Source organism: Nocardia sp. NPDC060259 (genome assembly GCF_042728775.1).
In the GTDB taxonomy this organism is placed as follows: Bacteria; Actinomycetota; Actinomycetes; order Mycobacteriales; family Mycobacteriaceae; genus Nocardia.
The window spans coordinates 20,972-45,200 of record NZ_JBHXAY010000054.1 but is presented as its reverse complement, the minus strand read 5'-3'; the positions used below and the strand labels follow the sequence as shown (position 1 = coordinate 45,200).

Genomic DNA, 24,229 nt, shown 5'->3' with positions numbered 1-24,229 from the left:
GTACGCCGGTGTCGGGGCGTGGCGATCGGGCGCTCGACGACCTGGTCGGCATGTTCGTCAACACCCTCGTGCTGCGCACCGAGGTGGCGCCCGCTGCCTCGTTCACCGAGCTGCTGGCCCGGGTGCGCGAGATCGATCTCGCCGCCTTCGGCCATGCCGACGTGCCGTTCGAGCGGCTCGTCGAGGTGCTGGACCCGGTCCGCTCCACCGCCCGTAACCCGCTGTTCCAGGTGATGCTGTCCCTCAACGAGGACACCCCGCGCGCCCTCGCCCTGCCCGGTCTCGCGGTGGCGGGATTCGACCTGCCCACCGGCGTCGCCAAATTCGATCTCGAGCTCACCCTCACCGAGCACCGCGACGGCAACGGCGCCCCCGCGGGCCTGACCGGTGCTTTCCTCTACGCGACCGACTTGTTCGACGCCACCACCGTCGCGGGTTTCGCCACTCGCCTGCGTCGCCTGCTCGACGGCGTCCTCGCCGACCCGGCCCGTCCGGTCGGCGACATCGACCTGCTGGACCCGGCCGAATCCACCGACGTCCTGACCGCCTGGAACGCCACGGACCTGGCCCTGGACTCCGCGGCCACCCTCGCGTCCCTGTTCACCGACCAGGTCGCCGCGACACCGGATGCCATCGCGGTGGTCGTCGACGCCGATCCGGCGGAGGATCTGGTCTCGGGAGATCGGCATGTCGCGGACGGTCGGCAGGTCGCTGTCGCGTCGCTGACGTATGCGGAGTTCGGGAGTCGTGTCGCCAGGCTGGCGCGGCATCTCATCGGTCTCGGCGCTGCGCCGGGATCGGTTGTCGCTGTGGCCCTGCGGCGTGGTGTGGATCAGCTGGTCGCGGTGCATGCCGTGCTCGCGGCGGGTGCCGCCTATGTGCCGATCGATCCCGATCATCCGGCCGACCGGACCGCGGACGTGCTGGGGCAGACGGCACCGGTCTGCGTGCTGACCGCCGCCGGTCACGGTGTCGCCGTGGGCGAGTCGGTCATCGAGATCGATGCGCTCGACCTGTCCGAGCTGTCGGATCAGCCGATCACCGATGACGAGCGGCTCGCCCCGCTGCGTCCGGAGCACCTCGCCTATGTGCTGTTCACCTCCGGTTCGACCGGCAGGCCGAAGGGTGTGGCTGTGCCGCATCGGGCCGCGGTGAACCAGCTGCTGTGGCTGCAAAGCGAATACGCGCTGACCGGCGACGATGTCGTTTTGCAGAAGACCCCCTTCACCTTCGACGCGTCGGTGTGGGAACTGTTGTGGCCGTTGCAGACCGGCGCGCGACTGGTCCTCGCCACCGCCGACGGACACCGGGACCCGGCTTATCTGGCCGCCGCGACCGCTCGGCACGCGGTCAGCGTTGTCCAGTATGTGCCGTCGGTGCTGGCCGCCGTGGTGGCCGAACCGGTGGGGTCGGGTTCCCTACGACTGGTCTTCGCCGGCGGTGAAGCACTGACCACCGAGCTGGCGCAGCGAGTGCGCGCGGCCACTGGTGCGAGGGTGGTGAACCTGTACGGCCCCACCGAAACCGCCATCCAGGTCACCACTCACGAGGTCGGCATTGAGCAGACAGCCGCCGCGCCGATCGGCACGCCCGTCGCCAATACCCGCGTGTACGTGCTGGATTCGCGGCTGCGCCCCGTCCCCGCCGGAGTCCCCGGCGAGCTGTATGTCGCCGGTACGCAGCTGGCCGACGGCTACTACGGCCGCGCCGACCTCACCGCCGAACGCTTCGTCGCCGACCCGTTCGGCACCGGCGAGCGCCTCTACCGCACCGGCGACCTCGTCGCCTGGCGCACGGGCCCCGACGGTGCCGCCCTGCACTACCTGGGCCGCACCGACTTCCAGGTGAAGCTGCGCGGCCTCCGGATCGAGCCCGCCGAAATCGAGGCCGCGCTCACCTCGGTCCCTGGCGTCGGCCGAGTCGCGGTCCTGGTCCGCTCCGACGACGACCGCCCGGACCAACTGGTCGCCTACGTCGTCCCCACCCCTGTCTCCGAAAACACCACTCTTCCCACCCGCACCGGCAGCGCCGGTATCGCAGACGCTGATGGTGCCGATGTCGCTGACAGTGCCCGTGTCGTGCCGGCGACGCTGTCACCCGCCGACCTCGATGCCGCGGTCGCGGCGGTGCTGCCGTCGTACATGGTGCCCGGCGCCTATGTCTTCCTCGACGCGCTGCCGATCAACAGTTCCGGCAAGCTCGATCGGCGGGCACTGCCCGCGCCGGAACTGCCGGAGCGCGACTACCGCGAACCCGCCACCGCGACCGAGCGGATCGTCGCCGCGACATTCGCCGGAGTCGTCGGGCTCGAACGGGTAGGTGCCGACGACGACTTCTTCGCCCTCGGCGGTAACTCGCTGCTCGCCACCCAGGTGGTCGCGCGACTCGGGGTGGCACTGGATGCCAGGGTGCCGGTGCGGGAACTGTTCGAGGCGAGCACCGTCGAGGGGCTGGCGGTGCGGTTGGACGCGCTGCGAGGCACCGGCAGCAGGCGGGGGCCCGTGGCGGGGCAACGGCCGCAGCGGATTCCGTTGTCGCCAGCGCAGCAGCGGATGTGGTTCCTGCACCGGTTCGATCCGGAGTCGGCCGCCTATCACATCCCGGTCGCGATACGGCTCAGCGGAGAGCTCGACACCGCCGCGCTGCGTGGTGCGCTGGGGGACTTGATCGCCCGGCACGAGACCCTGCGCACCACCTATCCCGAATTCGACGGGCAGGCAACGCAACTCGTCGGCGCGCCGTTCGTGCCCGATCTCGCCGTCACCGCCGTCACCCCCGACGAGGTCCCCGGCGCGGTGGTCGCGGTCCTCGACGGCGGCTTCGACATCACCACCGAGGTGCCGGTACGCGCCGCGCTGCTGCGGGTCGCGCCGACCGAGCATGTGCTGGTGCTGGTCGTGCACCACATCGCCGCGGACGGCTGGTCGATGGGCCCGCTGACGCGCGATCTGGTCGCCGCCTATGCCGCCCGCGCCGCGGGCACCGAGCCGCAATTGCCCGCCCTGGCCGTGCACTACGCCGACTACGCGCTGTGGCAGACCGAGGGACTCGGCAGTGCCGACGATCCCGACGCGCCGTTGGCGCACCAGCTCGCCTACTGGACGGAGCGTCTCGCCGGTCTTCCCGACGTCCTCACGCTGCCCGCCGACCGCCGCAGGCCGCTGGTCGCCTCGAACCGGGGCGCCACCTTCACCGCGACCCTCGACGCCGACTTGCACCGGCGGATCGAGGAGCTGGCCCGCGCGCAGCGCGCTACGCCGTTCATGGTGTTGCACGCCGGTCTCGCCGTGCTGCTGTCGCGGTTGTCCGCGGGCACCGACGTCGTCGTCGGCACGCCGGTCGCGGGTCGCGGGCACCGTGAACTCGACGACATCGTCGGCATGTTCGTCAACACCCTCGTGTTGCGCGCGAACGTTCCGTCGGACGTGCGCTTCAGCGAGTTGCTCGACGAGATCCGCGCGGGTGACCTCGATGCCTTCGACCGGGCCGACGTGCCGTTCGAAAGCCTCGTCGACGCACTCAACCCGGCGCGCTCGCAAGGCTATTCACCGCTGTACCAGGTGTCGCTGGCCCTGCAGAACCAGCGCACCACCGCGTTCGAATTGCCCGGTCTCACCCTGTCGGGGCTGACTCTGCCGGACGCGCCGATCGAGGTGGATCTGGACTTCACCTTCGTCGACCACTACGCCGCCGACGGCACCGCAAGCGGTCTCGACCTCGAACTGCGCTACGCCACCGACCTTTTCGACGCGGGCACCATCGCGACCCTGTTCGGGATGCTCGAGCGGGTGCTGCGCGCCGCGGTCACCGAACCCGGCACCGCTGTCGGGGACCTCCCCTTGCTCGACGACATCGCGCGTGCGGCCCTGCTGGCAGGCCCGCACGGCGACGTCGAACCGCTCGACGCGGCCCTGGCCGAACTCGGCATCCGCGGCCCGCTGGCCGCGCACCTGCTGGACGCGGCGGCCGCCCGCGACCCGCACGCCGTCGCCGCCGTCTTCGAAGGTGACGAGATCACCTACGGCGCCCTCGCCGCCCGCGCGAATCGCTTCGCGCGCAGGCTCATCGACTGCGGCGTAGGCCCGGAGACCCCGGTGGCCGTCGCCGTGCCGCGCGGCATCGAGCTGCTGGTCGTGTTGCACGGTGTGCTCGCCGCCGGTGGCGTGTACGTGCCGATCGATCCGGCCCAGCCCGCCGACCGTATCGGCCATGTGCTCGAGACCGCGGCGCCGCGACTGGTCGTCGCCGCGTCGGCGGGTGATCTCGACCATGTGGACAGCGGCATCCGATCCGCCACGGCCTCAGTGCATTTCGCGGCTGCCTCGCGGTCCGGCTTCCCGGTGCTGACCGTCGCGCAGCTCGAGGACCCGGCCCAGCCGCCCGTCGCGAGCGGCCCGGTCACCGACGCCGAACGCCTCGCGCCGCTGTACCCCGACCACCCGGCCTATGTGCTGTTCACCTCCGGCTCGACCGGTCTGCCCAAGGGCGTGCTGGTCTCGCACCGGGCCGTGGTCAACGAACTGTGCTGGCTGCGTGGGGAATACGACCTGACCTCGGCAGACCGGCTGTTGCAGCGCGCGCCGCTGACCTTCGACGTCTCGCTGTGGGAGCTGTTGTGCCCGGCGCTGCTCGGTGCCACCCTGGTCCTGTTGCGGCCCGGCGGCCACCTCGACCTGGCCTACCAGGCGCGCGTGGTGCGCGAACAGCGCGTCACCATCGCCGAATTCGTGCCCTCGGTGCTGGCCGCCATGCTCGCCGAAGGGCTCGCCGGCGACCTGGCCGGTATGCGGATGCTGCACCTCGGCGGTGAGGAACTGCCCGCCGCGCTGGCGGCCACCGTGCTCGACACCGTCCCCGCCGAACTGCACAACACCTACGGCCCGACCGAGGTGACGATCACCAGCACCTTCCAGCACATCACCGCACCGGTCGAGCTGACCGAGCTGCCGATCGGCAGGCCGACCTGGAACGTGCGCGCCTACGTCCTCGACGAACGGCTGCACCCGGTGCCGCCCGGTGTCGCGGGTGAGCTGTACCTGGCGGGTGACCAGCTCGCCCGCGGCTACCTCGGCAGGCCGGACCTGACCGCCGACCGCTTCGTCGCCGATCCGTTCGCCGCGGAGTTCGCTGGTGCGGTCGGCGAACGTCCCGTCGCCGGTTCGTTCGCCGGGGAGTTCGACGGTGCAGCGGGCGCACGTCCCGTTGCCGATTCGTTCGCCGGGGAGTTCGATGGTGTGGCGGGCGGACGCCCCGTTGCCGATTCGTTCGCCGGGGAGTTCGATGGTGTGGCGGGCGGACGCCCCGTTGCCGACTCGTTCCCGACGGCGATCAATGGTGCGACGGGCGCACGCTCCTTCACCGGGGCAGGGGGCGGTGCGCGCATGTATCGCACCGGCGATCTGGTACGCCGCGACCGCTCCGGTGCGCTGGTGTACCTGGGGCGCAACGACTTCCAGGTCAAGATCCGTGGGCTGCGGATCGAGCTGGGCGAGATCGAGGCCGCCCTCGGCGACGCGCCCGGCGTCACCCACGCGACCGTGGTACCCGCGACCGACGACGCCGGGCGCCAGTGCCTGGTCGCCTACGTCGCCGGTGACGTCGAGGCCGCCGTGGTGCGCGCGCACGTCGCGGGCCGGGTGCCCGCGTACATGGTGCCCGCCCACCTGGTGGTGCTCGACACCGTCCCGCTCAACTCCGCGGGCAAACTGGACCGCTCGGCGCTGCCGGCCGCCGACCTGTCCGTCACCACCGCCTACGTGGCGCCGCGACCGGGCGCGCAGACCGCGCTCGCCGCCGTGGTGGGCGAGTTGCTCGGGCTGGCCCGGGTCGGCGCCGACGACGACTTCTTCGCCGTCGGTGGCAACTCCCTGCTCGCCATGCGGCTCGTCGCCCGCGCCAACGCGGCACTGGGCAGCGCGCTCGACGTGCGCGACGTCTTCGACGCCCCGACCGTCGCCGGCCTCGCCGAACGCGCCGCCGCCCGCGGCGAGAACCTGCCGCCACTGACCGTGGCCTCCCCGCGTCCGGACCGTATTCCGTTGTCGCTGGCCCAGACTCGCCTGTGGCTACTGAACCGGATCGACCCCGACTCGGCCGTCTACACCCTGCCGATCGCCCTGCGCCTGTCCGGAGAGCTGGACACCGGCGCCCTGTGGGCGGCGCTGGGCGACGTGCTCGAGCGGCACGAATCGCTGCGGACCGTGTTCCCGGAGGACGCCGAGGGACCGACCCAGGTCGTCCTCCCGGTGGACCGCGTGCTGCCGGTCGCGGTCGTCCGCGAAGTCGATGAGGCTGAGCTGGCGGGGGTGGTACGCGAGATCGTCGGGGCGAGCTATGACCTGACGACTCAGCCGCCGGTGCGCGCAGCCCTGCTCCGGCGAAGGAGCACCGAGGGCCGGCCGGGCGATCGGACCGACGGTCGCGTCGAGGCCGTGCGGAACGGTGTTGTCCCGGATGGTGTGGCGGCTGACGGTGTAGTGCGTGACGTGCTCGGCGACCGGTTGGCGTCCGGCGAGGCGGTGCCGGACGTAGAGCATGTGCTGGTGCTCGCGGTGCATCACATTGCCGCCGATGGTGTGTCGACGACGCCGTTGGCCCGGGATCTGATCACGGCGTATGCCGCTCGGAGTGCGGGCGCGGCGCCGGTGTGGGAACCGTTGCTGGTGCAGTACCCCGACTTCACGCTGTGGCAGCACGCGGTGCTCGGTGATGCCGCGGATCCGTCGTCGCGGCTGGCGCGGCAGCTGGCGCATTGGCGGGACGAATTGGCCGGTCTCGCACCGGCTCTGGAGCTCGCCACCGATCGGCCGCGGCCTGCCGTGCGCACGGGTGTCGGCGGGTCCGTCGGGTTCGATGTGCCTGCCGGTGTGGTGGCCGGGATCGAGGAGCTGGCGCGTCGCCACGGGGTGTCCACGTTCATGGTGGTGCACGCGGCGTTCGCGGTGCTGCTGGCGCGGCAGGGGGCGGGTGCCGACATCGTGGTCGGCACGCCGGTCGCCGGACGGGCCGATGCCGCGCTGGACGATCTCGTCGGCATGTTCGTCAACACGCTGGTGCTGCGGACGACCGTCGACGGTGGGGTCGGGTTCGCCGATCTGCTCGCGCACGTGCGGGGTGCCGATCTGCGGGCGTTCGCGCATGTCGATCTGCCGTTCGAGCGGCTGGTCGACGAACTGAATCCGGTGCGGTCGACGGCGTATTCGCCGATCGTGCAGGTGATGCTGGCGTTCGAGCACCGCGACGACACCACCATCGAGCTGCCCGGTCTGCGGATCGGCGAGTTCGCCCTGCCCGCCGCCACGACCCAGTTCGATCTGTCGCTGGCGATCAACGAGATCACCGGTGCGGCGGGCGAACCCGGTCTGCGCGGCTGGCTGCGCTATGCCACCGATCTGTTCGACGCCGAGACGGTCACCGCGTTCGGTGAGCGCTTCGTCCGCATCCTCGCGGCGGTCGTCGCCGACGACACCTCGCCCGTCGGCGAGATCGACCTGCTCGATGCCGCCGAGACCGCCCAGCTGGCGGCGTGGAACGACACCGCGACGCCACTGGACACCGACGCGACGCTCGTATCGATGTTCGCCGCGCAGGCCCGCCGCACACCCGACGCCGTCGCGCTCGAATTCGAGCGTGAGCGGATCACCTACGGCGAGTTCGCTGTTCGGGTCGCCCGCCTGGCCCGGATGCTGATCGCCGAAGGTGTCGGCCCCGGCGCCATCGTCGGTGTCGGACTGCGCCGCGGCATCGACCTGCTGGTCGCCGTCTACGCGGTGCAGGCCGCGGGTGCGGCCTATCTGCCGCTGGACCCCGACCATCCGGCCGACCGGATCGCCGACGTCCTCGCCACCGCCGAGCCGGTGTGCGTGCTGGCCGCGGACGATTTCCCGGCCATCGATACCCGCACTGTCGATCCCGCCGGTCTCGACCTGTCCGGGTTCGCCGCCGATCCGGTCACCGACGACGACCGGATCCGGCCGCTGCGTGGCGCCGACCTGGCCTATGTCCTGTTCACCTCGGGCTCGACGGGTAAGCCGAAGGGGGTCGCGGTCAGTCACAGCGCGATCGTCAACCGCCTGGTCTGGATGCAGGACGCCTACCGGCTCGACGCGGCCGACACGGTGCTGCAGAAGACGCCGATCACCTTCGACGTGTCGGTGTGGGAACTGTTCTGGCCCTTGCAGGTCGGCGCCGCCCTGGTGATCGCCCGTCCCGACGGGCACCGCGACCCCGCCTACCTGGCCGAGGTGATCACCCGCACCGGAGTCGGTGTCGCGCACTTCGTGCCGTCGATGCTGGCCGCGTTCCTCGCCGAACCCCGCGCCGCCGAGTGTGTGTCGCTGCGGCAGGTGTTCGCCTCCGGTGAGGCGCTGCCCGCCGCCGACGCGCAACGGTTGCGCGCACTGGTGCCCGGGGTAGCCGTGCACAACCTGTACGGGCCGACCGAAGCCGCGGTCGACGTCACCTTCCACGAGGTCACCGACGCCGACACCGTCACCGTGCCGATCGGCGCGCCGGTCGCCAATACCGCCCTGCACGTGCTCGACGCCCGCCTGCGGCCCGTGCCGGTCGGCACGCCCGGCGAGCTCTACCTGGCCGGTGTGCAGCTGGCCCGTGGCTACCTGGCCCGCCCCGACCTGTCCGCGGACCGCTTCGTCGCCAACCCGTACGGCACACCCGGCGCACGCATGTACCGCACCGGCGACCTCGTCGTGCGCGCCCGCACCGGCGAGCTGGAATACCTGGGCCGCACCGACTTCCAGGTGAAGCTGCGCGGCCTGCGCATCGAACTCGGCGAGATCGAAGCCGTCCTCGCCGCCCTCGGCACCGTCGACCGTGCCGTCGTCACCGTCCGCGACGACGGCGCCGGCGACTACCTCACCGCCTACCTCGTCCCCGCGAGCACAGCCGGTCGTCCGCTCGACCTCGATGCGGTGAAAGGCGCACTGCGGCAGGCGCTTCCGGCGTACATGGTGCCGAGTGCCTTCGTTGTCCTCGATGTGCTGCCGGTGAACGCCTCCGGCAAGCTCGATCGGCGCGCACTGCCTGCGCCGGAGCTGGCGGTTCGCGAATTCCGGGCTCCGGCAACACCGTCGGAGCAGCTGGTCGCCGGTGTGATCGCCGAGGTGCTCGGACTCGAGCTGGTCGGTGCCGACGACGACTTCTTCGATCTCGGCGGCAACTCGCTCGTCGCCACCCGCGTCGCCGCCCGGCTCGGCGCCGCGCTGGACCAGCAGGTGCCGGTGGCGCGGATCTTCGAGGCGCCCGTGGTGGCCGCGCTGGCGGCCGCGCTCGACGGCGCCGACGGCGACGCCCGGCTGGCGCTGGTGGCGGGGGAGCGGCCCGTGGTCGTCCCGCTCTCGCCCGCGCAGCAGCGCATGTGGTTCCTCAACCGGTTCGATCCCGAGTCGGCCGGGTACAACGTGCCGATCGCGGTGCGCCTGAACGGTGCGCTCGACATCGATGCCATCGCCGCCGCAGTCGGCGATCTCGTCGAGCGCCACGAAGTGCTGCGGACGTATTACCCCGAGACCGCCGACGGCCCGGTACAGCAGATCCTGACTGCCGCCGAAGCCGGTGTCGCCCTTCAGGTTCGCGACGTCACGGCCGAGCGGGTCGTGGCGGCCGTGACCGCGTTGGCCGCCACCACGTTCGACGTCACCGCCGGGGTGCCGTGGCAGGTCGTGCTCTACCGGATCACCGCCGACGAGGCCGTTCTGGCCATGGTCGTGCACCACATCAGCGCCGACGGTTCGTCCGTGCCGCCGCTGGTGCGCGACCTGATGACCGCCTACCTGGCCCGCCGTGACGGCGCAACGCCGCGGTGGACGCCGCTGCCTGTGCAGTACGCCGACTACGCGCTGTGGCAGCGCGCCGTGCTCGGCGACGAAGCCGACCCCGCCTCGGTGGCCGCCCGCCAGCTCGACTTCTGGCGCGGCGAACTCGCCGACCTCCCGGACGAACTCGCCCTGCCGCTGGACCGGCCGCGCCCGGCCGTGCGCACCCTCACCGGTGGCACGGTGCCGGTCACCCTCGATGCCGCCACCCATGCCCGGCTGAGCGAGCTGGCCAGGGAATCCGGCGCCACGCTGTTCATGATCGTGCACACGGCGTTCGCGGCACTGCTCGGACGGCTCTCGGGTAGCGCCGACATCACCGTCGGCACCCCGGTCGCCGGTCGCGGTGAGGCGGCGCTGGAAGACCTGATCGGCATGTTCGTCAACACGCTGGTGTTCCGTACCCGGCTGGTCGCGGGGGAGACGTTCGCGCAGTTGCTGGCCCGTCAGCGCGCCACCGACCTCGCGGTCTACGCCAATGCCGACGTGCCGTTCGAACGGCTCGTCGAGGTGCTGGACCCGGCCCGCTCCACCGCACGGCACCCCCTGTTCCAGGTCGGCTTCTCCTTCCAGAACTTCGAGCGCGCCGAACTGGCACTGCCCGGGATCACGGTGTCCGGTCTGGACACCGGCAACGAGCTGTCCCAGTTCGACCTGCACCTGATCGTCAGCGACGAGTACGCCGACGGTGCCGCCGCGGGTGTCACGGGCGTGCTCACCTATGCCGACGACGTGTTCGACACCGAGACCGCGGCGTCGATCGCGGGCCGGCTGGAGCGACTGCTCACCGCTGTCGCCGCGGCACCGCACACGCCGCTGGACACCGTGGACGTGCTCGAGCCTGCCGAGCGGACCCGCATCCTCACCGAGTGGAACGCCACCACACACGAGATCGACCGCACCGCAACGCTGCTCACCCCGTTCCGCGCGCAGGTGCGCTCGAACCCCGAGGCGACGGCGCTCGTCTATGAGGGCACCGAGCTGACCTACGGCGAGCTCGACGCCCAGATCAACCGCCTCGCCCGGTACCTGATCGACGACGGCGTCGGCCCCGATGTGCTGGTCGCGCTCGCCATCCGGCGATCCGTCGACCTCGTCGTCGCCATGTACGCGGTACTCACCGCGGGCGGCGCGTATGTTCCCGTCGACCCGGATCATCCGGCCGACCGCATCGCCCAGGTTCTCGACACCGCCCGGCCGCACCTGGTTCTCACGACTGCCGGGGACGACGTCGATATGCCGATCGTCGCAGGGGGCGCGCCGGCGCCCAGGATCGTCGTGCTCGACACCATCGACACTGCCGCGTACCCGGAGCACGCGGTGACCGACACCGAACTCCGCGCGCACCTGCGGGATTCGAACCTCGCCTATGTCCTGTTCACCTCGGGCTCGACCGGCAGGCCCAAGGGCGTGGCGATGAGCCACGCGGGTGTCCGGAATCAGATCGCGTGGCTGATCGAGCGGTATCGGATCGGCGATGCCGATACGTATCTGCAGAAGTCGGCCGCCGGATTCGACCTGTCGGTGTGGGGCTTCTTCGCACCGCTGGCCGCGGGCGCGACGCTGGTGCTCGCCACCCCCGACGGGCACCGCGACCCGCTGTACCTGGCCGAACTCGTCGCCGCGCAGCGGATCACCATCGCCGACTTCGTGCCGTCGATGCTGGCGATGTTCGCCGCGCACGCCGAGCCCGGCCAGCTGACGAGCCTGCGTCTGGTCCTCGCGATCGGTGAGGCGCTCACCCCGGACACCGTGGCCGCGCTGAGCGCGAAATCGGCTGCGGCCGTGCACAACCTGTACGGGCCCACCGAGGCCGCCGTGTCGGTCACCGCCTGGCCCGCCGACTGTGCGACCGGGCAGACCGTGCCGATCGGTGTGCCCGAGTGGAACACCAGGGTTTACGTGCTCGACGAGCGGCTGCGGCCGGTCGCGCCGGGTGTCGCCGGTGAGCTGTATCTGGCGGGCGAGCAGCTGGCTCGCGGGTACCTAGGTCGCCCCGATCTGTCGGCCGATCGGTTCGTCGCCGACCCGTTCGGGGCGGCGGGCGAACGCATGTACCGCACCGGCGACCTCGTGCGCTGGACCCGCGACGGCGTCCTGATCTATCTGGCGCGCAGCGACTTCCAGGTGAAGTTCCGCGGTCAGCGCATCGAACTCGGTGAGATCGAGACCGCGCTGGGCGGGCTGCCGATGGTCAGCCAGGCCGCGGCGGTGGTGTCGGCGAGCGCGACCGGTGACCGGCTCGTCGGGTACGCGGTGCCGGTGCCCGGCGCCGAACTCGATCCGGCGCGGCTGCGTTCGGCCATGGGCGCGGTGCTGCCGTCGTACATGGTGCCGTCGGTGATCGTCGTGCTCGACGCGTTCCCGCTCAACACCTCCGGCAAGCTCGACCGCAAGGCGCTGCCGGCACCGGAATTCGTGGCGAGGCCGTTCCGTGCGCCGGTCACGCCGGCTCAGCGGGCGGTCGCCGAGGTCTTCGGTGAGGTGCTCGGGCGCGCGCAGGTCGGTCTCGACGACGACTTCTTCGAGCTGGGCGGCAACTCGCTCATCGCGACCCGCGTCGCGGCCCGCCTCGGCGCGGCACTGTCGGCCCGGGTGCCGGTGCGCACCCTGTTCGAAGCGACCACCGTCGTCGACCTGGCGGCCGCGCTCGCCGCGCAGATGGGCAGCGGCGCCGGCGTCGCGCTGACGGCAGGTCTACGGCCGCACCGGATTCCGCTGTCGGCGGCGCAGCAGCGGATGTGGCTGCTCAACCGCCTCGATCCGGCCTCGGCGGCCTACAACATCCCGATCGCGGTGCGTCTGCGCGGCGACGTGGACGCCGCGGCGCTGGCCGCCGCCGTCACCGATGTGCTCGACCGCCACGAGGTGCTGCGCACCGCGTACCCGGCGATCGACGGCATCGGCTATCAGACGGTGTGGCAGTTCGTGCCGACCCCGGTCGTCGAGACCGTCGACCCGATCGCGGTGCCCGCCATGGTGGCCGCCGAGATCGGCCGCGGCTTCGACGTCACCGTCGCACCGCCCGTGCGGGTGCGGGTGCTGCGCTCGGCGCCCGACGAGGTGGTGCTGGTCGTGGTGATCCACCACATCAGCGCCGACGGATTCTCCGCGGGCCCGCTGCTGCGTGATACGACCGCCGCCTACCTGGCCCGGCGGGCCGGAGCCGAACCCGGGTGGGCGCCGCTGGAAGTCCAGTACGCCGATTACACGCTGTGGCAGCGCGCGGTGCTGGGCAGCGAGGACGACGCCGAGTCGGTCGCCGCCCGGCAGGTGCGGTTCTGGCGCGACGAGCTGGCCGGGCTGCCCGGGCTGCTCGAGCTGCCCGCCGACCGGCCGCGGCCCGCGGTCGCCTCGCAGCGGGGCGCGAGCGTGGAAACCGTGGTGCCGCAGGAGATCTGGCAGCGGGTGGGGCAGCTGGCCCGGCGTGCGGATGCCAGTGCGTTCATGGTCGCTCACGCGGCGCTGGCCGCGCTGCTGGCCCGGCTCAGCGGTACCGGCGATATCGCCGTCGGCACCCCCGTCGCTGGTCGAGGTGCGGCGGCGCTGGACGACCTGGTCGGCATGTTCGTCAACACGCTGGTGCTGCGCACCGCCGTCGACCAGGGCGCGTCCTTCACCGACCTGCTGCGCCAGGCCCGGCGCGTCGACCTCGACGCGTTCGAGAACGCGGACGTGCCGTTCGAACGGCTCGTCGACGTACTCGATCCGGTCCGCTCGACGGCGCACAGCCCGCTGTTCCAGGTGATGCTCGCCTTCCAGAACCTGGACGCGGCGCCTGCCGAGGTCAGCCTGCCCGACCTCACCGTGACCGGGCTCGACATCGACACCGCCGTCGCCAAGTTCGACCTGGACCTGGTGCTCGCCGACACGGCCGACGGCGGCTGCGCGGTGAGCCTCACCTACGCCACCGACCTGTTCGACGCCGCGACCGCGGCCCGGATCGCCGATGGCTATGTGCGGGTGCTCGATGCCGTCACCGCCGACCCGGCCGGGGCGATCGGCGATGTCGACCTGCTGACCAGCGATGACCGCGTGCTGCTCGAAAGCTGGTGTGACACCGCGTATCCGGTGTCCACCGAAGTACTGCCCGTCGCGTTCGACCGGCAGGCCGCCGCGACACCGTCGGCGATCGCGCTCACCGACGGTGACACCTCGCTCACCTACGCCGAGTTCGCGGCGCGGGTGAACCGGCTCGCCCGGCACCTCGTCGACCAGGGCGTCGGGCCGGACACGGCGGTGGCTGTCGCCGCGCGCCGGTCGCCGGAGTTGCTGGTCGCGGTGCACGCGGTGCTCGCCGCCGGTGGCATCTACGTGCCGATCGACCCCGATCATCCCGCCGAGCGGATCAGCCGAATCCTGCGGATCGCGCAGCCGGTGTGCGTGGTCACCACGTCCGGTGACCGCGCGGACCTGCCGGTCATCGGTACCCCGCTGGACGGGGTCGACGTGGTCGTGGCCGACACCGTCGACCTCACCGCCTATCCGGCCGGACCGCTCTCCGACGCCGAACGGGTGCAGCCGCTGCTGCCCGAGCACACCGCGTACGTGATCTTCACCTCCGGATCCACCGGTCTGCCCAAGGGCGTCGGGGTGCCGCATCGCGCGATCGTCAACCAGCTCGACTGGATGGCGGCCGAATTCGGGTTCGGCGCGGGCGACACCGTGCTGCACAAGACGCCGGTCACCTTCGACGCGTCGATCTGGGAACTGCTGCTCCCGCCGCGCGTCGGCGCCCGCACCGTCCTCGCCAGCCCCGGCGGCCACGGAGACCCGGCCTACCTGGCGGCACTGATCGCCGAACACGGCATCGACACAGTGCAGTTCGCGCCCACGTTGCTCGCGGCCTATGTTGCCGAGGTCGCCCAGGCCGAGCGGCAGTCGGCCGATGCCACGGATGCCGGGGCCGTCCCGGGTGGGTGGCAGTCGCCTGATGCCGGAGATTTGGGCGTTGTCCCGGGTGGGTGGCAGGTGTCCGAGGTCGCGGATGCCGGGGTCGTCCCCGGGAGGCGGCAGTCGGCCCATGCCGCCGAATCAGCGGCTGACGGGACGGAGCAGCTCGCAGCGCCGACCGGCCTGCGGCGGGTGTTCGCCGGTGGCGAGGCGCTGCCTGCCGCCCTGGCGCAGCGGGCTCGGGCGCTGACCGGCGCCGAGGTGATCAACCTGTACGGGCCCACCGAGACCGCTGTGCAGGTGAGCACCCACGTGGTGGGTGATGCCGACACGGTGTCGGTGCCGATCGGCGCGCCCGTGTGGAACACCGGGCTCTATGTGCTGGACGTGCGGCTGCGGCCGGTGCCGCCGGGCGTGATCGGCGAACTGTACGTCGGCGGTGCGCAACTCGCGCACGGCTATGTCGGCGCGCCCGAACTCACCGCCGAGCGATTCGTGCCCGATCCGTTCGCCGGTTCCGGTGCCCGGATGTACCGGACCGGTGACCTCGTCCGGCTGCGTGCGACCGAAAATGGCTCCGCCGCACTCGATTACGTCGGCCGCGGTGACCTGCAGGTCAAGCTGAACGGTCAGCGCGTCGAACTCGGTGAGGTGGAAGCCGCGCTGCTGCGGCAGCCCGGTGTCGCCCAGGCGGCGGCCGCGGTGGTGTCGGGCGCGGGCGCGGATCGGCTCGTCGGGTACATCGTCGCGGATTCGGCTGGAGCGCACGATGATCCGGCCGCAGTGCGTACCGCGCTGGCCGCGGAACTGCCCGCGTACCTGGTGCCCGCCGTGGTGCTCGTGCTCGACGAGTTCCCGGTCAACACCTCCGGCAAGCTCGACCGTGCCGCCCTGCCCCGTCCGGAACTGCGCCAGGCCGCCTACCGTGGCACGGTCACCGAGACCGAACGGGTCGTCGCCGGCGAATTCGCCCGGGTGCTCGGGCTGGACCGGATCGGCATGGACGACAACTTCTTCGACCTCGGCGGCAACTCGCTGACCGCGGTCCAGTTGTCCGCGCGGCTCGGTGCGGCACTGGGCATCGCGGTGCCCGTCGCGTGGTTCTTCACCGATCCGACACCGGCCGTGGTGGTGGAACGGCTGCGCGCCGAGGACGATTCGGCCGACGACGCGTTCGCGGTGCTGCTGCCGTTGCGCGCGAGCGGGACCGGCGCACCGCTGTTCTGCATCCATCCCGTGGGTGGCGTGTCCTGGTCGTTCGCCGGCCTCACCCGCCACCTCGACCCGCAGCGCCCGATCTACGGTCTGCAATCGCCCGCCCTCACCGCGGACGAACCGCTGCCCGCCACCATCGACGCCTGGGCCCAGCGCTACGTCACGGCCATTCGCGAGGTACAGCCCGAGGGGCCGTACCACCTGCTCGGCTGGTCGCTGGGCGGTCTGCTCGCGCACGCCGTCGCGACCCGGTTGCAGGCCGAGGGCGCGGACGTGGCGCAGCTGGCGATGATGGACAGCTGGCTCGGCGACGAACCGGCGCAGACCTCCATGCCGACCGTCGGCGACCTGCTCGGCGGCCTGGCCGGTGACGCGCTCGACGTGGTCTTCGACGCCGACGGACTCGCCGCCGCCGCGGCGCGGATCGGCGGTCCACTGGCCGCGCTCGACCGGACCCGCATCGCCCGCGTCATCGACGCCGCCACCGCCTCGATGAGCATGGTCGACGCCTACCGGCCCGACCGGTTCGACGGCGATCTCGTCTACTTCGCCGCCACCGTCGACGACCCGACCGGCGCGCGCGGCGCGGCGAGCTGGGCGACGGCGATCGACGGCGACGTGCACCGCTACGGCATCGACGCGACGCACTGGGCGATGGCGGGCGAGGCCGCGCTGGCCCGGATCGCCGCCGTGCTCGACGCGCCCGAACCGGCGCACGACCGCATCGACGCCACGAGGCCCGATGCGCGGGCGGGGGTGCCGGGCGCATAGAATCGCGGAGCCGGCCGTCGAGCCTGCTGCCTGCTCGCCCCAGGCATCCGCGCACGTCGCCAGCACCCGTTCCGAGAGGTTGAGAACCCCATGTCAGTACAGCCGTCCGGTGGGATCGGGTGACGAAGCCACAGTTGACCGAGTCGAGTACCGAAACCGCTGACGACGTCTCCACCGACGGTGGTGTGCGGCGCACCGTGCTCCCTGGCGGGCTGCGCGTGGTCACCGAACACGTCCCCGGCGTGCGCTCGGCCTCCATCGGCGTGTGGGTCGGCGTGGGGTCACGCGACGAAGGACCCACCGTCGCCGGCGCGGCACACTTCCTCGAACACCTGCTGTTCAAGGCGACACCCACCCGCTCGGCGCTCGACATCGCCCAGACGATGGATGCCGTCGGCGGCGAACTCAACGCGTTCACTGCCAAGGAACAGACCTGCTACTACGCCCACGTCATCGACGAGGACCTGCCGCTGGCGGTCGAACTCGTCGCCGACGTGGTGCTCAACGGGCTGTGCCGGGCCGTCGACGTCGACGTGGAACGCCAGGTGGTGCTCGAGGAGATCGCCATGCGCGACGACGATCCCGAGGACCTGGTCGCCGACTCCTTCCTGACCGCCCTGTTCGGTGACCACCCGATCGGGCGACCCGTGATCGGCTCCGTCGAATCCATCGAAGGCATGCAGGCCGCGCAGCTGCGCGGATTCCACCAGCGCCGCTACCGGCCCGACCGGATGGTCGTCGCCGTCGCGGGCAACGTCGACCACGACCGCACCGTCGAACTCGTGCACCGTGCCTTCGCCGCGCACCTGGACTCCGCGGTCGAACCGGCGCCGCGCCGCGAGGGCAAGTTCCGCGCGCAGGCCGCGCCGAGCCTGGTCCGGATCAACCGCGACAGCGAACAGACCCACCTCGTCTTCGGTGTGCGCGCGTTCGGCAGGCACGAAGGACAGCAGCGCTGGCCGCTGTCGGTGCTCAACACCATCGTCGGCGGCGGCCTGAGTTCCCGCCTGTTCCAGCGCATCCGGGAAGAGCGCGGGCTGGCGTACTCGGTGTACTCGAGCGTGGACACCTTCGCCGACACCGGCGCGTTCTCCGTCTACCTCGGCTGCCAGCCCGAAAACCTCGCCCAGGTCGCGACATTGGCGCGCGACGTGCTCGTCGACGTGGCGACCAACGGGGTCACCGACGCCGAATGCGCCCGCGCCAAAGGCTCGTTGCGCGGCGGTCTGGTCCTCGGGCTCGAGGACTCCGCCTCCCGGATGAACCGCATCGGGCGCAGCGAACTCAGCTACGGCAACCACCGCAGCGTCTCGGCGACCCTGGCCCGCATCGACGCCGTCACCACCGAGGAGGTCAGCGCGATCGCCCGCACCCTGCTCGCCCGGCCCTACGGCGCGGCCGTGGCTGGTCCGTACCGGCGCACCCGCGACCTGCCGGCCTCGGTGCGCAAACTGGTGGAGCACTGATCTTTTCGACCCCGATGGGCCGGTACTCTGCACGCGGATGACCGCACAGGGGAGGGGAGGGGTCGTGCCGGTACAGGCGGCGATCGAACGGGCCAGGGTGGCCAAGGAGATCGGGAAAGTCGAGGAGGCTCGGCGGATTCTGGGAACGGCGTTGGCGACGGCGCCCGACGACCCGGAACTGCTGGCGGCTGAGTCCACACGACGCGCCGGCATTGCTACTGATGGCGTGGCTGCTCGCCTACGGGCCCGAACCCGACGAGACGCGGGCAGCGCTGGCCGAAGCGGTCACCCTCATGCCCGACGACGCCCATGTCCACTGCTCAGCAGCCGAGATCTACCAGCATCTGACCGACCTCGACGCGGTCCGGCGGCACGTGACGGCGGGCCTTGCTATCGATCCCACCCACACCGACCTGCTGCATAGGCAGGCCAGACTGGAATTCGGTGGCGTCGACGGCGGCCGGGCCGCGGCCGTCGCGATCCTGCGCGGAGTGCTCGCCCGGACCCCGACCGACACCAAGGCTCGCCGGCTCCTCGCCGAGGTGCACTGGCGGGCGCTGATGCGTTTGGCCGCGTGGGTGTGGGCGTTCGCGGCCTGCCTCGCCTTCGCGACGATGTGGATCCCCGCGGGCGGGTTGCGCGTGCTGTCACCGGTGCTGTTCGTGGCGTTGCCGCTGGCCTGGTACGGGGTGTTCCGCAAGCTGCGCAAGCAACTCCCCGCCGGCTACCTGCGGGCCAGGGTGATGCGGCCGCGGCCGCTGTTCGCACTGCTGTCGGTGGGCGGGGCCGGACTGATCGCCGACCTCGGCGCCATCGCGATGCGGTCGCAGTACGTCGAACTCGTCCGGCTGGGTGGGTGGTGTGTGGTGTTCGGCGCGTTCGGTGCGGCCTTCGGACATCTGCTGCTCTTCACCGCGTGGCAGCAGCGCAGTCGGGACGATCCCTCTCCCGGTGACGCTTTCGACTTCGCGTTCGGGATGCTCATCGGATCCGCGCTGCTCGGGGTGCCGCTGCTCGTCATCGCTGTACTGGGGCGGGGATGGGCGCGTCAGCCGGCGCTGCTCGGTGTCCTGCTCGCGGTGCTCGGCATCGTGCTGGCCACCGTCGTGCTCGAAGGGGTGATCGCGATCTGGCGGGAGCGAGGGAGCTATCGCCGGATGCCCGCGATCGTGGCGTGCGTACTCGCGCTGCTGGTCGTGGCCGGTGCCGCCGTGTGGTGGGGTGGCGGCGAGATCGTCGAGGGCGAGGTGCGCGGGCGAGACCTGGTGGACGTGCCCGCGCCGCCGACCTCGCGGCGACCGCTCTCGACGCTCCCGACGATTCCGAGCCGGCTGTTGCCGACACCGCCGAAGCGGCCGAGTACTACCGTCGCGCCGCCGTCGACCACCGACCGCTGAGCGGACCGCCTCACTCCTCGCGATGCGCGCGGTTGGCGGCCTCGACGATCGAGGTGAGCAGGCCGGGGACGGCGTCCTCGACGGCGTCGGCGCGCAGGCGCTGGTAGGTCTGGCCGTCGATGGTCAGGCGCTCGATCAGGCCCGCCTCGCGCAGGATCTTGAAGTGGTGGGTCGCCGTGGATTTGTTGATCGCGTCGTAGAGCGTCGCGCAGCGCAGCGGTTCGGCCGCGTTGCTGAGGCGGCGCACCATCTCCAGCCGGACCGGATCGTGCAGCGCACCCAGGACAGCGGGCAGCGCCGCGACCGGTAGGGTCGGCGCCGCGGCGTGACCATTAGCCTGAGTCATGATCTACCTCACTCCGGGGTTTGATAGCCATCATACTCGGCGTAGTGTCGGAGCCGTTCGATGGTTATCAAACTCACCTGATGGGGGCCGCCATGGCAGCGACAACGATGGCGCCGGTCGAAGCCGGGCAGCGCTGGGCGTACGGGCTGGTGCTCGCCGCGACCGGGGTGGCGCTCGGCGTCTCGGGGGCGCCCGCCCCGCTCTACGGCATCTACGAGACCGAGTGGCATCTCTCGCCGCTCACCACCACCATGGTGTTCGCCGTGTACGCGGTGGCCGCCCTCGGCGCGGTGCTGGTCTCGGGCCGGGTGTCGGATGTGGTGGGGCGCAAGCCGGTGATCGTCGGCGCGTTCGCCACCATGATCCTCGGGCTGGTCGCGTTCCTGCTCGCCGATTCGGTGTCGATGCTGCTGCTGGCCAGGGCGCTGCACGGCGCTGCGGTCGGCGCCACCGTCGTGGCGGGCGCCGCGGCCCTGCTCGATCTGCGGCCCGAACATGGCGCGCGCTCCGGGCAGCTCAGCGGCGTGGCGTTCAATGTCGGCATGGCGGTCGCCGTGCTGGGGTCGGCCGCGCTGGCGCAGTACGCGCCCTCGCCGTTGCGCACGCCGTATGTGGTGATCGCGGTGGTCTGCCTGGCCGTCGCCGCGGGCATGCTCGCGCTGCGTGAACCGCACACCGCCCGGGTGAAGGGGCGCATCACCATCGCGAAACCCGCTGTGCCGCACGAGATCAGGGCTGATTTCTGGTTCTCCGCGATCGGTGTGATGGCGGCCTGGTCGGTGCTGGGTGTGCTGCTGTCGCTGTATCCGTCGCTGGCCGCGGCCGAGACCGGGGTGCACAATCTGCTGTTCGGCGGGGTGGTGGTGGCCAGCACCGCGTTCGCCGCCGCCATGGTCCAGCTCTTCGCCACCCGGATTCCGGCGCGGCGGGCCGCGATCATCGGCGACCTCGGGATGGCGGCCGCGCTGCTGGCCACGGTGCCCGCACTGGCCACCAGGCAACCGGTCGCGGTGCTGATCGCCGGGCTCGTGCTCGGCGCCACCTTCGGGCTCGGTTTCGGTGGTTCGCTGCGTCACCTGTCGGAAGTCGTGCCGCCGCACCGGCGCGGGGAGACCATGTCGGCCTACTACCTGCTCGCCTATTCCGCGATGGCGTTGCCGACGCTGGCGGCGGGCTGGGCAGCGACCACCTGGGGCCTGGCGACCGTGTTTCCCTGGTTCATCGTGATCGTCGCGGTGGCGTGCGTACTGGCCGCGTTGCTCGGACTGCGCGGCAGCCGGGCTGGCGCGCGATAACGACAAAACCGGCCGGTCCGCGGGATGCGGACCGGCCGGTGTCATGGCGTCTTACGAGGGCCAGCCACCGTACGGGACGGTGATCATCTCCAGGAAGTGCCCGTTGGGGTCGAGGAAATAGACTCCGCGACCGCCGTCGTTGTGGTTGATCTCGTTCACCCCGTGCTGCTGCGGATCAGCCCAATGGTCCAGCTTGTAGCGCTGGATCTTGGCGTAGGCCGCGTCGAACTCGGCCTCCGAGACGAGGAATGCGTAATGCTGCGGCTGGATTTCGGAAGCATGCGGCGGCACCCGGGCGAAATCGAAGGTGACGCCGTTGTCGAGCGGGATCGGAATGAACGGACCCCACTCCTTTCCTATGTCCAACCCGAGGATGTCCGCCCAGAATTCGGCGGTTTCCCTATTATCGCGGCAACCGACAATGGTGTGATTGAACTGTACTGACAGGGGATTTCTCCTAGGTTCGTGATGGCGCCGACCCTGGGCACGGTACGAGGCGGCCGACAGGAGCACCATCACCGCGAACGAATTTAGCGCCGAATCCGCGGTCTCGCAACGGCCGTTTCGCGGTAGGTTCGCGCCATGAGGATTCGTGGAGCCGTCCTGGAACGCATCGCCGACCCGGCGCCGTTCGCCGCGTCGCAGCCGATCACCGTGTGTGAGCTGGAATTGGCCGAGCCGGGTGCGGGTGAGCTGCTGGTCCGGATCGAGGCGGCGGGACTGTGCCATTCGGATCTGTCGGTGGTCGACGGTAATCGGGTGCGCCCGGTGCCCATGCTGCTCGGCCACGAAGCGGCGGGCATCGTCGAGTCCGTCGGGCCGGGCGTCGACGATGTTGCGGTGGGGCAGCGGGTCGTGATGACGTTCCTGCCACGCTGCGGTGACTGCGCGGGCTGTGCGAGCAACGGGCGCACCCCGTGTGGTCCGGGCAGCGTCGCCAACAACGCGGGTGAGCTCCTCGGCGGCGGGCGCAGACTGAGCCGTGACGGTGCCGAGGTGCACCACCACCTCGGTGTCTCCGGGTTCGCCACCCATGCCGTCGTCGACCGGCGGTCGGTGGTTCCCGTCGACGACGACGTCCCGCCGGAGATCGCCGCGGTGCTCGGCTGCGCGGTGCTCACCGGTGGTGGGGCGCTGCTCAATGCGGCGAAACCGGTGCAGGGCGACCGGATCATGGTCGTCGGGCTCGGTGGTGTCGGCATGGCCGCGGTGCTCGTCGCGGTCTCGCTCGGACTCGGCGAGGTCGTCGCCGTCGACACCGTCGGCGAAAAGCTCGCGCTGGCACGAGAATTCGGCGCCACCGCCGTGTTCACGCCGGGCGAGATCGCCGAGCAGGGCGTGCAGGCCGACGTGGTGATCGAGGCCGCGGGCAATGTGCGCGCCTTCGAAACCGCCGTCGCCGCAACAGCTCCCGGTGGCGTCACCGTGACGGTGGGCCTGCCCGCTCCGACAGCCACCGCGACGATCTCCCCACTGGCGCTGGTCGCCCAGGGGCGCACCATCATCGGCAGCTACCTCGGCTCGGCCGTGCCCGAGCGCGACATCCCCGAATACGTGCGCCGGTGGCGCGCGGGCACGCTGCCGCTGGAGCGGCTCGTCTCGTCCCGGATCGGCCTCGACCAGGTCAACGAGGCGATGGACGAGCTCGCGGCGGGCGCGGCGCTGCGGCAGGTGATCGTCTTCGACTGACCTCGCGCCGGGTAGTCCGCCGCTGCTCGATAGGCTTGCCGGCAAGTGAGCAGCGAGACGAGGAGATACGGGTGACCATTCGGGTCGGAGTGCTCGGAGCACACGGCAAGGTCGGACAGGCGATCTGCGCGGCCGTGGAGGCGGCGGCCGATCTGGAGCTGGTCGCGCAGGTCGACAAGGGTGACGCGCTGGCGACGTTCACCGAGACCGGTGCCCAGGTGGTCGTCGACTTCACCCACCCCGACGTGGTGATGGGGAATCTGAAGTTCCTGGTCGAGAACGGGATCCACGCGGTCGTCGGCACCACCGGTTTCGACGAGGCCCGCCTGGCCGAAGTCCGGTCCTGGCTGGCGCAGCGTCCCGAGGTCGGCGTGCTGATCGCGCCGAACTTCGCCATCGGCGCGGTGCTGTCGATGCGGTTCGCCGAGCAGGCGGCGCGGTTCTTCGAATCGGTCGAGGTCATCGAGCTGCATCATCCGAACAAGGCCGACGCGCCCTCGGGTACCGCCTACCGCACCGCCGCGCTGATCGCCGCGGCCCGCGCCGAGGCGGGCGTCGGGCTCAGCCCCGATGCCACCACCACCGAACTCGAGGGTGCCCGCGGCGCCGACGTCGACGGGGTGCGGGTGCACTCGGTGCGCCTGGCCGGGCTCGTCGCCCACCAGGAGGTGCTGTTCGGCACCCAGGGCGAGACCCTGACGATCCGCCACGACTCCATCGACCGGAACTCCTTCGCGCCGGGCGTGTTGCTCGGCGTCCGCGAGATCGCCGGGCGCCCCGGCCTGACCGTGGGACTCGACCCCTTCCTGGATCTGTGAGCGCACCCGAACCCGCCGCGCGGCGACCTGATCGGCAGGTCGTGAAAATCGTCGCGCTGGTGGCGTTCCTGGTGCTGGCGCTGATCTACTACTTCATCCGCCTCGGCGGGCTTGCCATCGCCTACATCGCCGACGGCGGCTTCGCCGGTATCGCCATCGGCATCGGCATGCTGCTGCTGCCGATGGTCGGCGTGTGGATCGTGTGGACGACGCTGCAGGCGGCGCTGGCCCATCAGCACCTGGCCCGCCGCATGGACGAGGAGGGACTCGAGGTCGACACCTCGCAGCTGCCGCGACGTCCCTCCGGCCGCGTCGAACGCGAGGCGGCCGACGCGCTGTTCGCCCAGATCAAGACCGAATGGGAAGCCGACCCGGACAACTGGCGGTCGTCCTACCGGCTGGCGCGCGCCTACGACTACGCGGGCGACCGCACCCGCGCCCGCGAGACCATGCGCCGCGCGGTGGCACTGGAGAAGCTGGAACGGGAGTCGTAGACCACACGTCGA

At 71.4% G+C, this 24,229-nt stretch carries 8 protein-coding genes and 1 pseudogene; 7 read left to right on the top strand and 2 right to left on the bottom strand.

From position 1 onward, the window contains the following. From ACFWF2_RS20110 to ACFWF2_RS20100, 3 genes and pseudogenes are all read left to right on the top strand, one after another. Positions 1-16,598 (top strand): annotated as a pseudogene (locus ACFWF2_RS20110) (amino acid adenylation domain-containing protein); the annotation flags it as partial. Positions 16,599-16,846: 248 nt separating this feature from the next. Further along, positions 16,847-18,178 (top strand): M16 family metallopeptidase, encoded by a 1,332-nt coding sequence (locus tag ACFWF2_RS20105; protein ID WP_379308951.1) that lies wholly within the window; start codon positions 16,847-16,849, stop codon positions 18,176-18,178. A gap of 221 nt (positions 18,179-18,399) precedes the next feature. Then, positions 18,400-19,575 carry a tetratricopeptide repeat protein gene (locus tag ACFWF2_RS20100; RefSeq protein WP_379308948.1) on the top strand — a complete coding sequence of 392 codons (1,176 nt, stop codon included), beginning with the start codon at positions 18,400-18,402 and terminating at the stop codon, positions 19,573-19,575. A gap of 10 nt (positions 19,576-19,585) precedes the next feature. Here ACFWF2_RS20100 and ACFWF2_RS20095 read toward each other — a convergent pair whose 3' ends face one another. Continuing rightward, the gene (locus ACFWF2_RS20095; RefSeq protein ID WP_379308947.1) at positions 19,586-19,921 is read right to left on the bottom strand and encodes an ArsR/SmtB family transcription factor; all 336 of its coding nucleotides are present in this window, start codon (positions 19,919-19,921) and stop codon (positions 19,586-19,588) included. 92 nt (positions 19,922-20,013) lie between these two features. Between ACFWF2_RS20095 and ACFWF2_RS20090 the strand changes: the two genes are divergently transcribed. Beyond that, on the top strand, positions 20,014-21,216 hold the full coding sequence (locus ACFWF2_RS20090) for an MFS transporter (RefSeq protein WP_379308946.1): 1,203 nt from the start codon (positions 20,014-20,016) through the stop codon (positions 21,214-21,216). A gap of 51 nt (positions 21,217-21,267) precedes the next feature. Here the strand turns inward: ACFWF2_RS20090 and ACFWF2_RS20085 are convergent, their stop codons facing one another. Beyond that, positions 21,268-21,663, bottom strand: coding sequence for a VOC family protein (locus tag ACFWF2_RS20085; protein ID WP_379308950.1), 396 nt, complete (start codon positions 21,661-21,663; stop codon positions 21,268-21,270). A gap of 135 nt (positions 21,664-21,798) precedes the next feature. Between ACFWF2_RS20085 and ACFWF2_RS20080 the strand changes: the two genes are divergently transcribed. The 3 genes from ACFWF2_RS20080 to ACFWF2_RS20070 all read left to right on the top strand — a co-directional run bounded on the left by ACFWF2_RS20080 (position 21,799) and on the right by ACFWF2_RS20070 (position 24,217). Continuing rightward, positions 21,799-22,905 carry an alcohol dehydrogenase catalytic domain-containing protein gene (locus ACFWF2_RS20080; RefSeq protein WP_379308945.1) on the top strand — a complete coding sequence of 369 codons (1,107 nt, stop codon included), beginning with the start codon at positions 21,799-21,801 and terminating at the stop codon, positions 22,903-22,905. A 71-nt stretch (positions 22,906-22,976) separates the two neighbouring features. Beyond that, positions 22,977-23,723 carry a 4-hydroxy-tetrahydrodipicolinate reductase gene (gene dapB / locus ACFWF2_RS20075; protein WP_379308944.1) on the top strand — a complete coding sequence of 249 codons (747 nt, stop codon included), beginning with the start codon at positions 22,977-22,979 and terminating at the stop codon, positions 23,721-23,723. Beyond that, complete coding sequence (locus ACFWF2_RS20070) at positions 23,720-24,217, top strand: hypothetical protein (RefSeq protein ID WP_379308943.1); 498 nt, start codon at positions 23,720-23,722, stop codon at positions 24,215-24,217. The genes dapB and ACFWF2_RS20070 overlap by 4 nt, the downstream gene beginning before the upstream one ends. The last annotated feature ends 12 nt before the right edge of the window (positions 24,218-24,229 follow it).

Coding starts and splice junctions, on each gene's coding strand:
- ACFWF2_RS20100 (WP_379308948.1), top strand. CDS start 18,400: ATGGCGTGGCTGCTCGCCTACGGGCCCGAACCCGACGAGACGCGGGCA.
- ACFWF2_RS20095 (WP_379308947.1), bottom strand. CDS start 19,921: ATGACTCAGGCTAATGGTCACGCCGCGGCGCCGACCCTACCGGTCGCG.
- ACFWF2_RS20090 (WP_379308946.1), top strand. CDS start 20,014: ATGGCAGCGACAACGATGGCGCCGGTCGAAGCCGGGCAGCGCTGGGCG.
- ACFWF2_RS20080 (WP_379308945.1), top strand. CDS start 21,799: ATGAGGATTCGTGGAGCCGTCCTGGAACGCATCGCCGACCCGGCGCCG.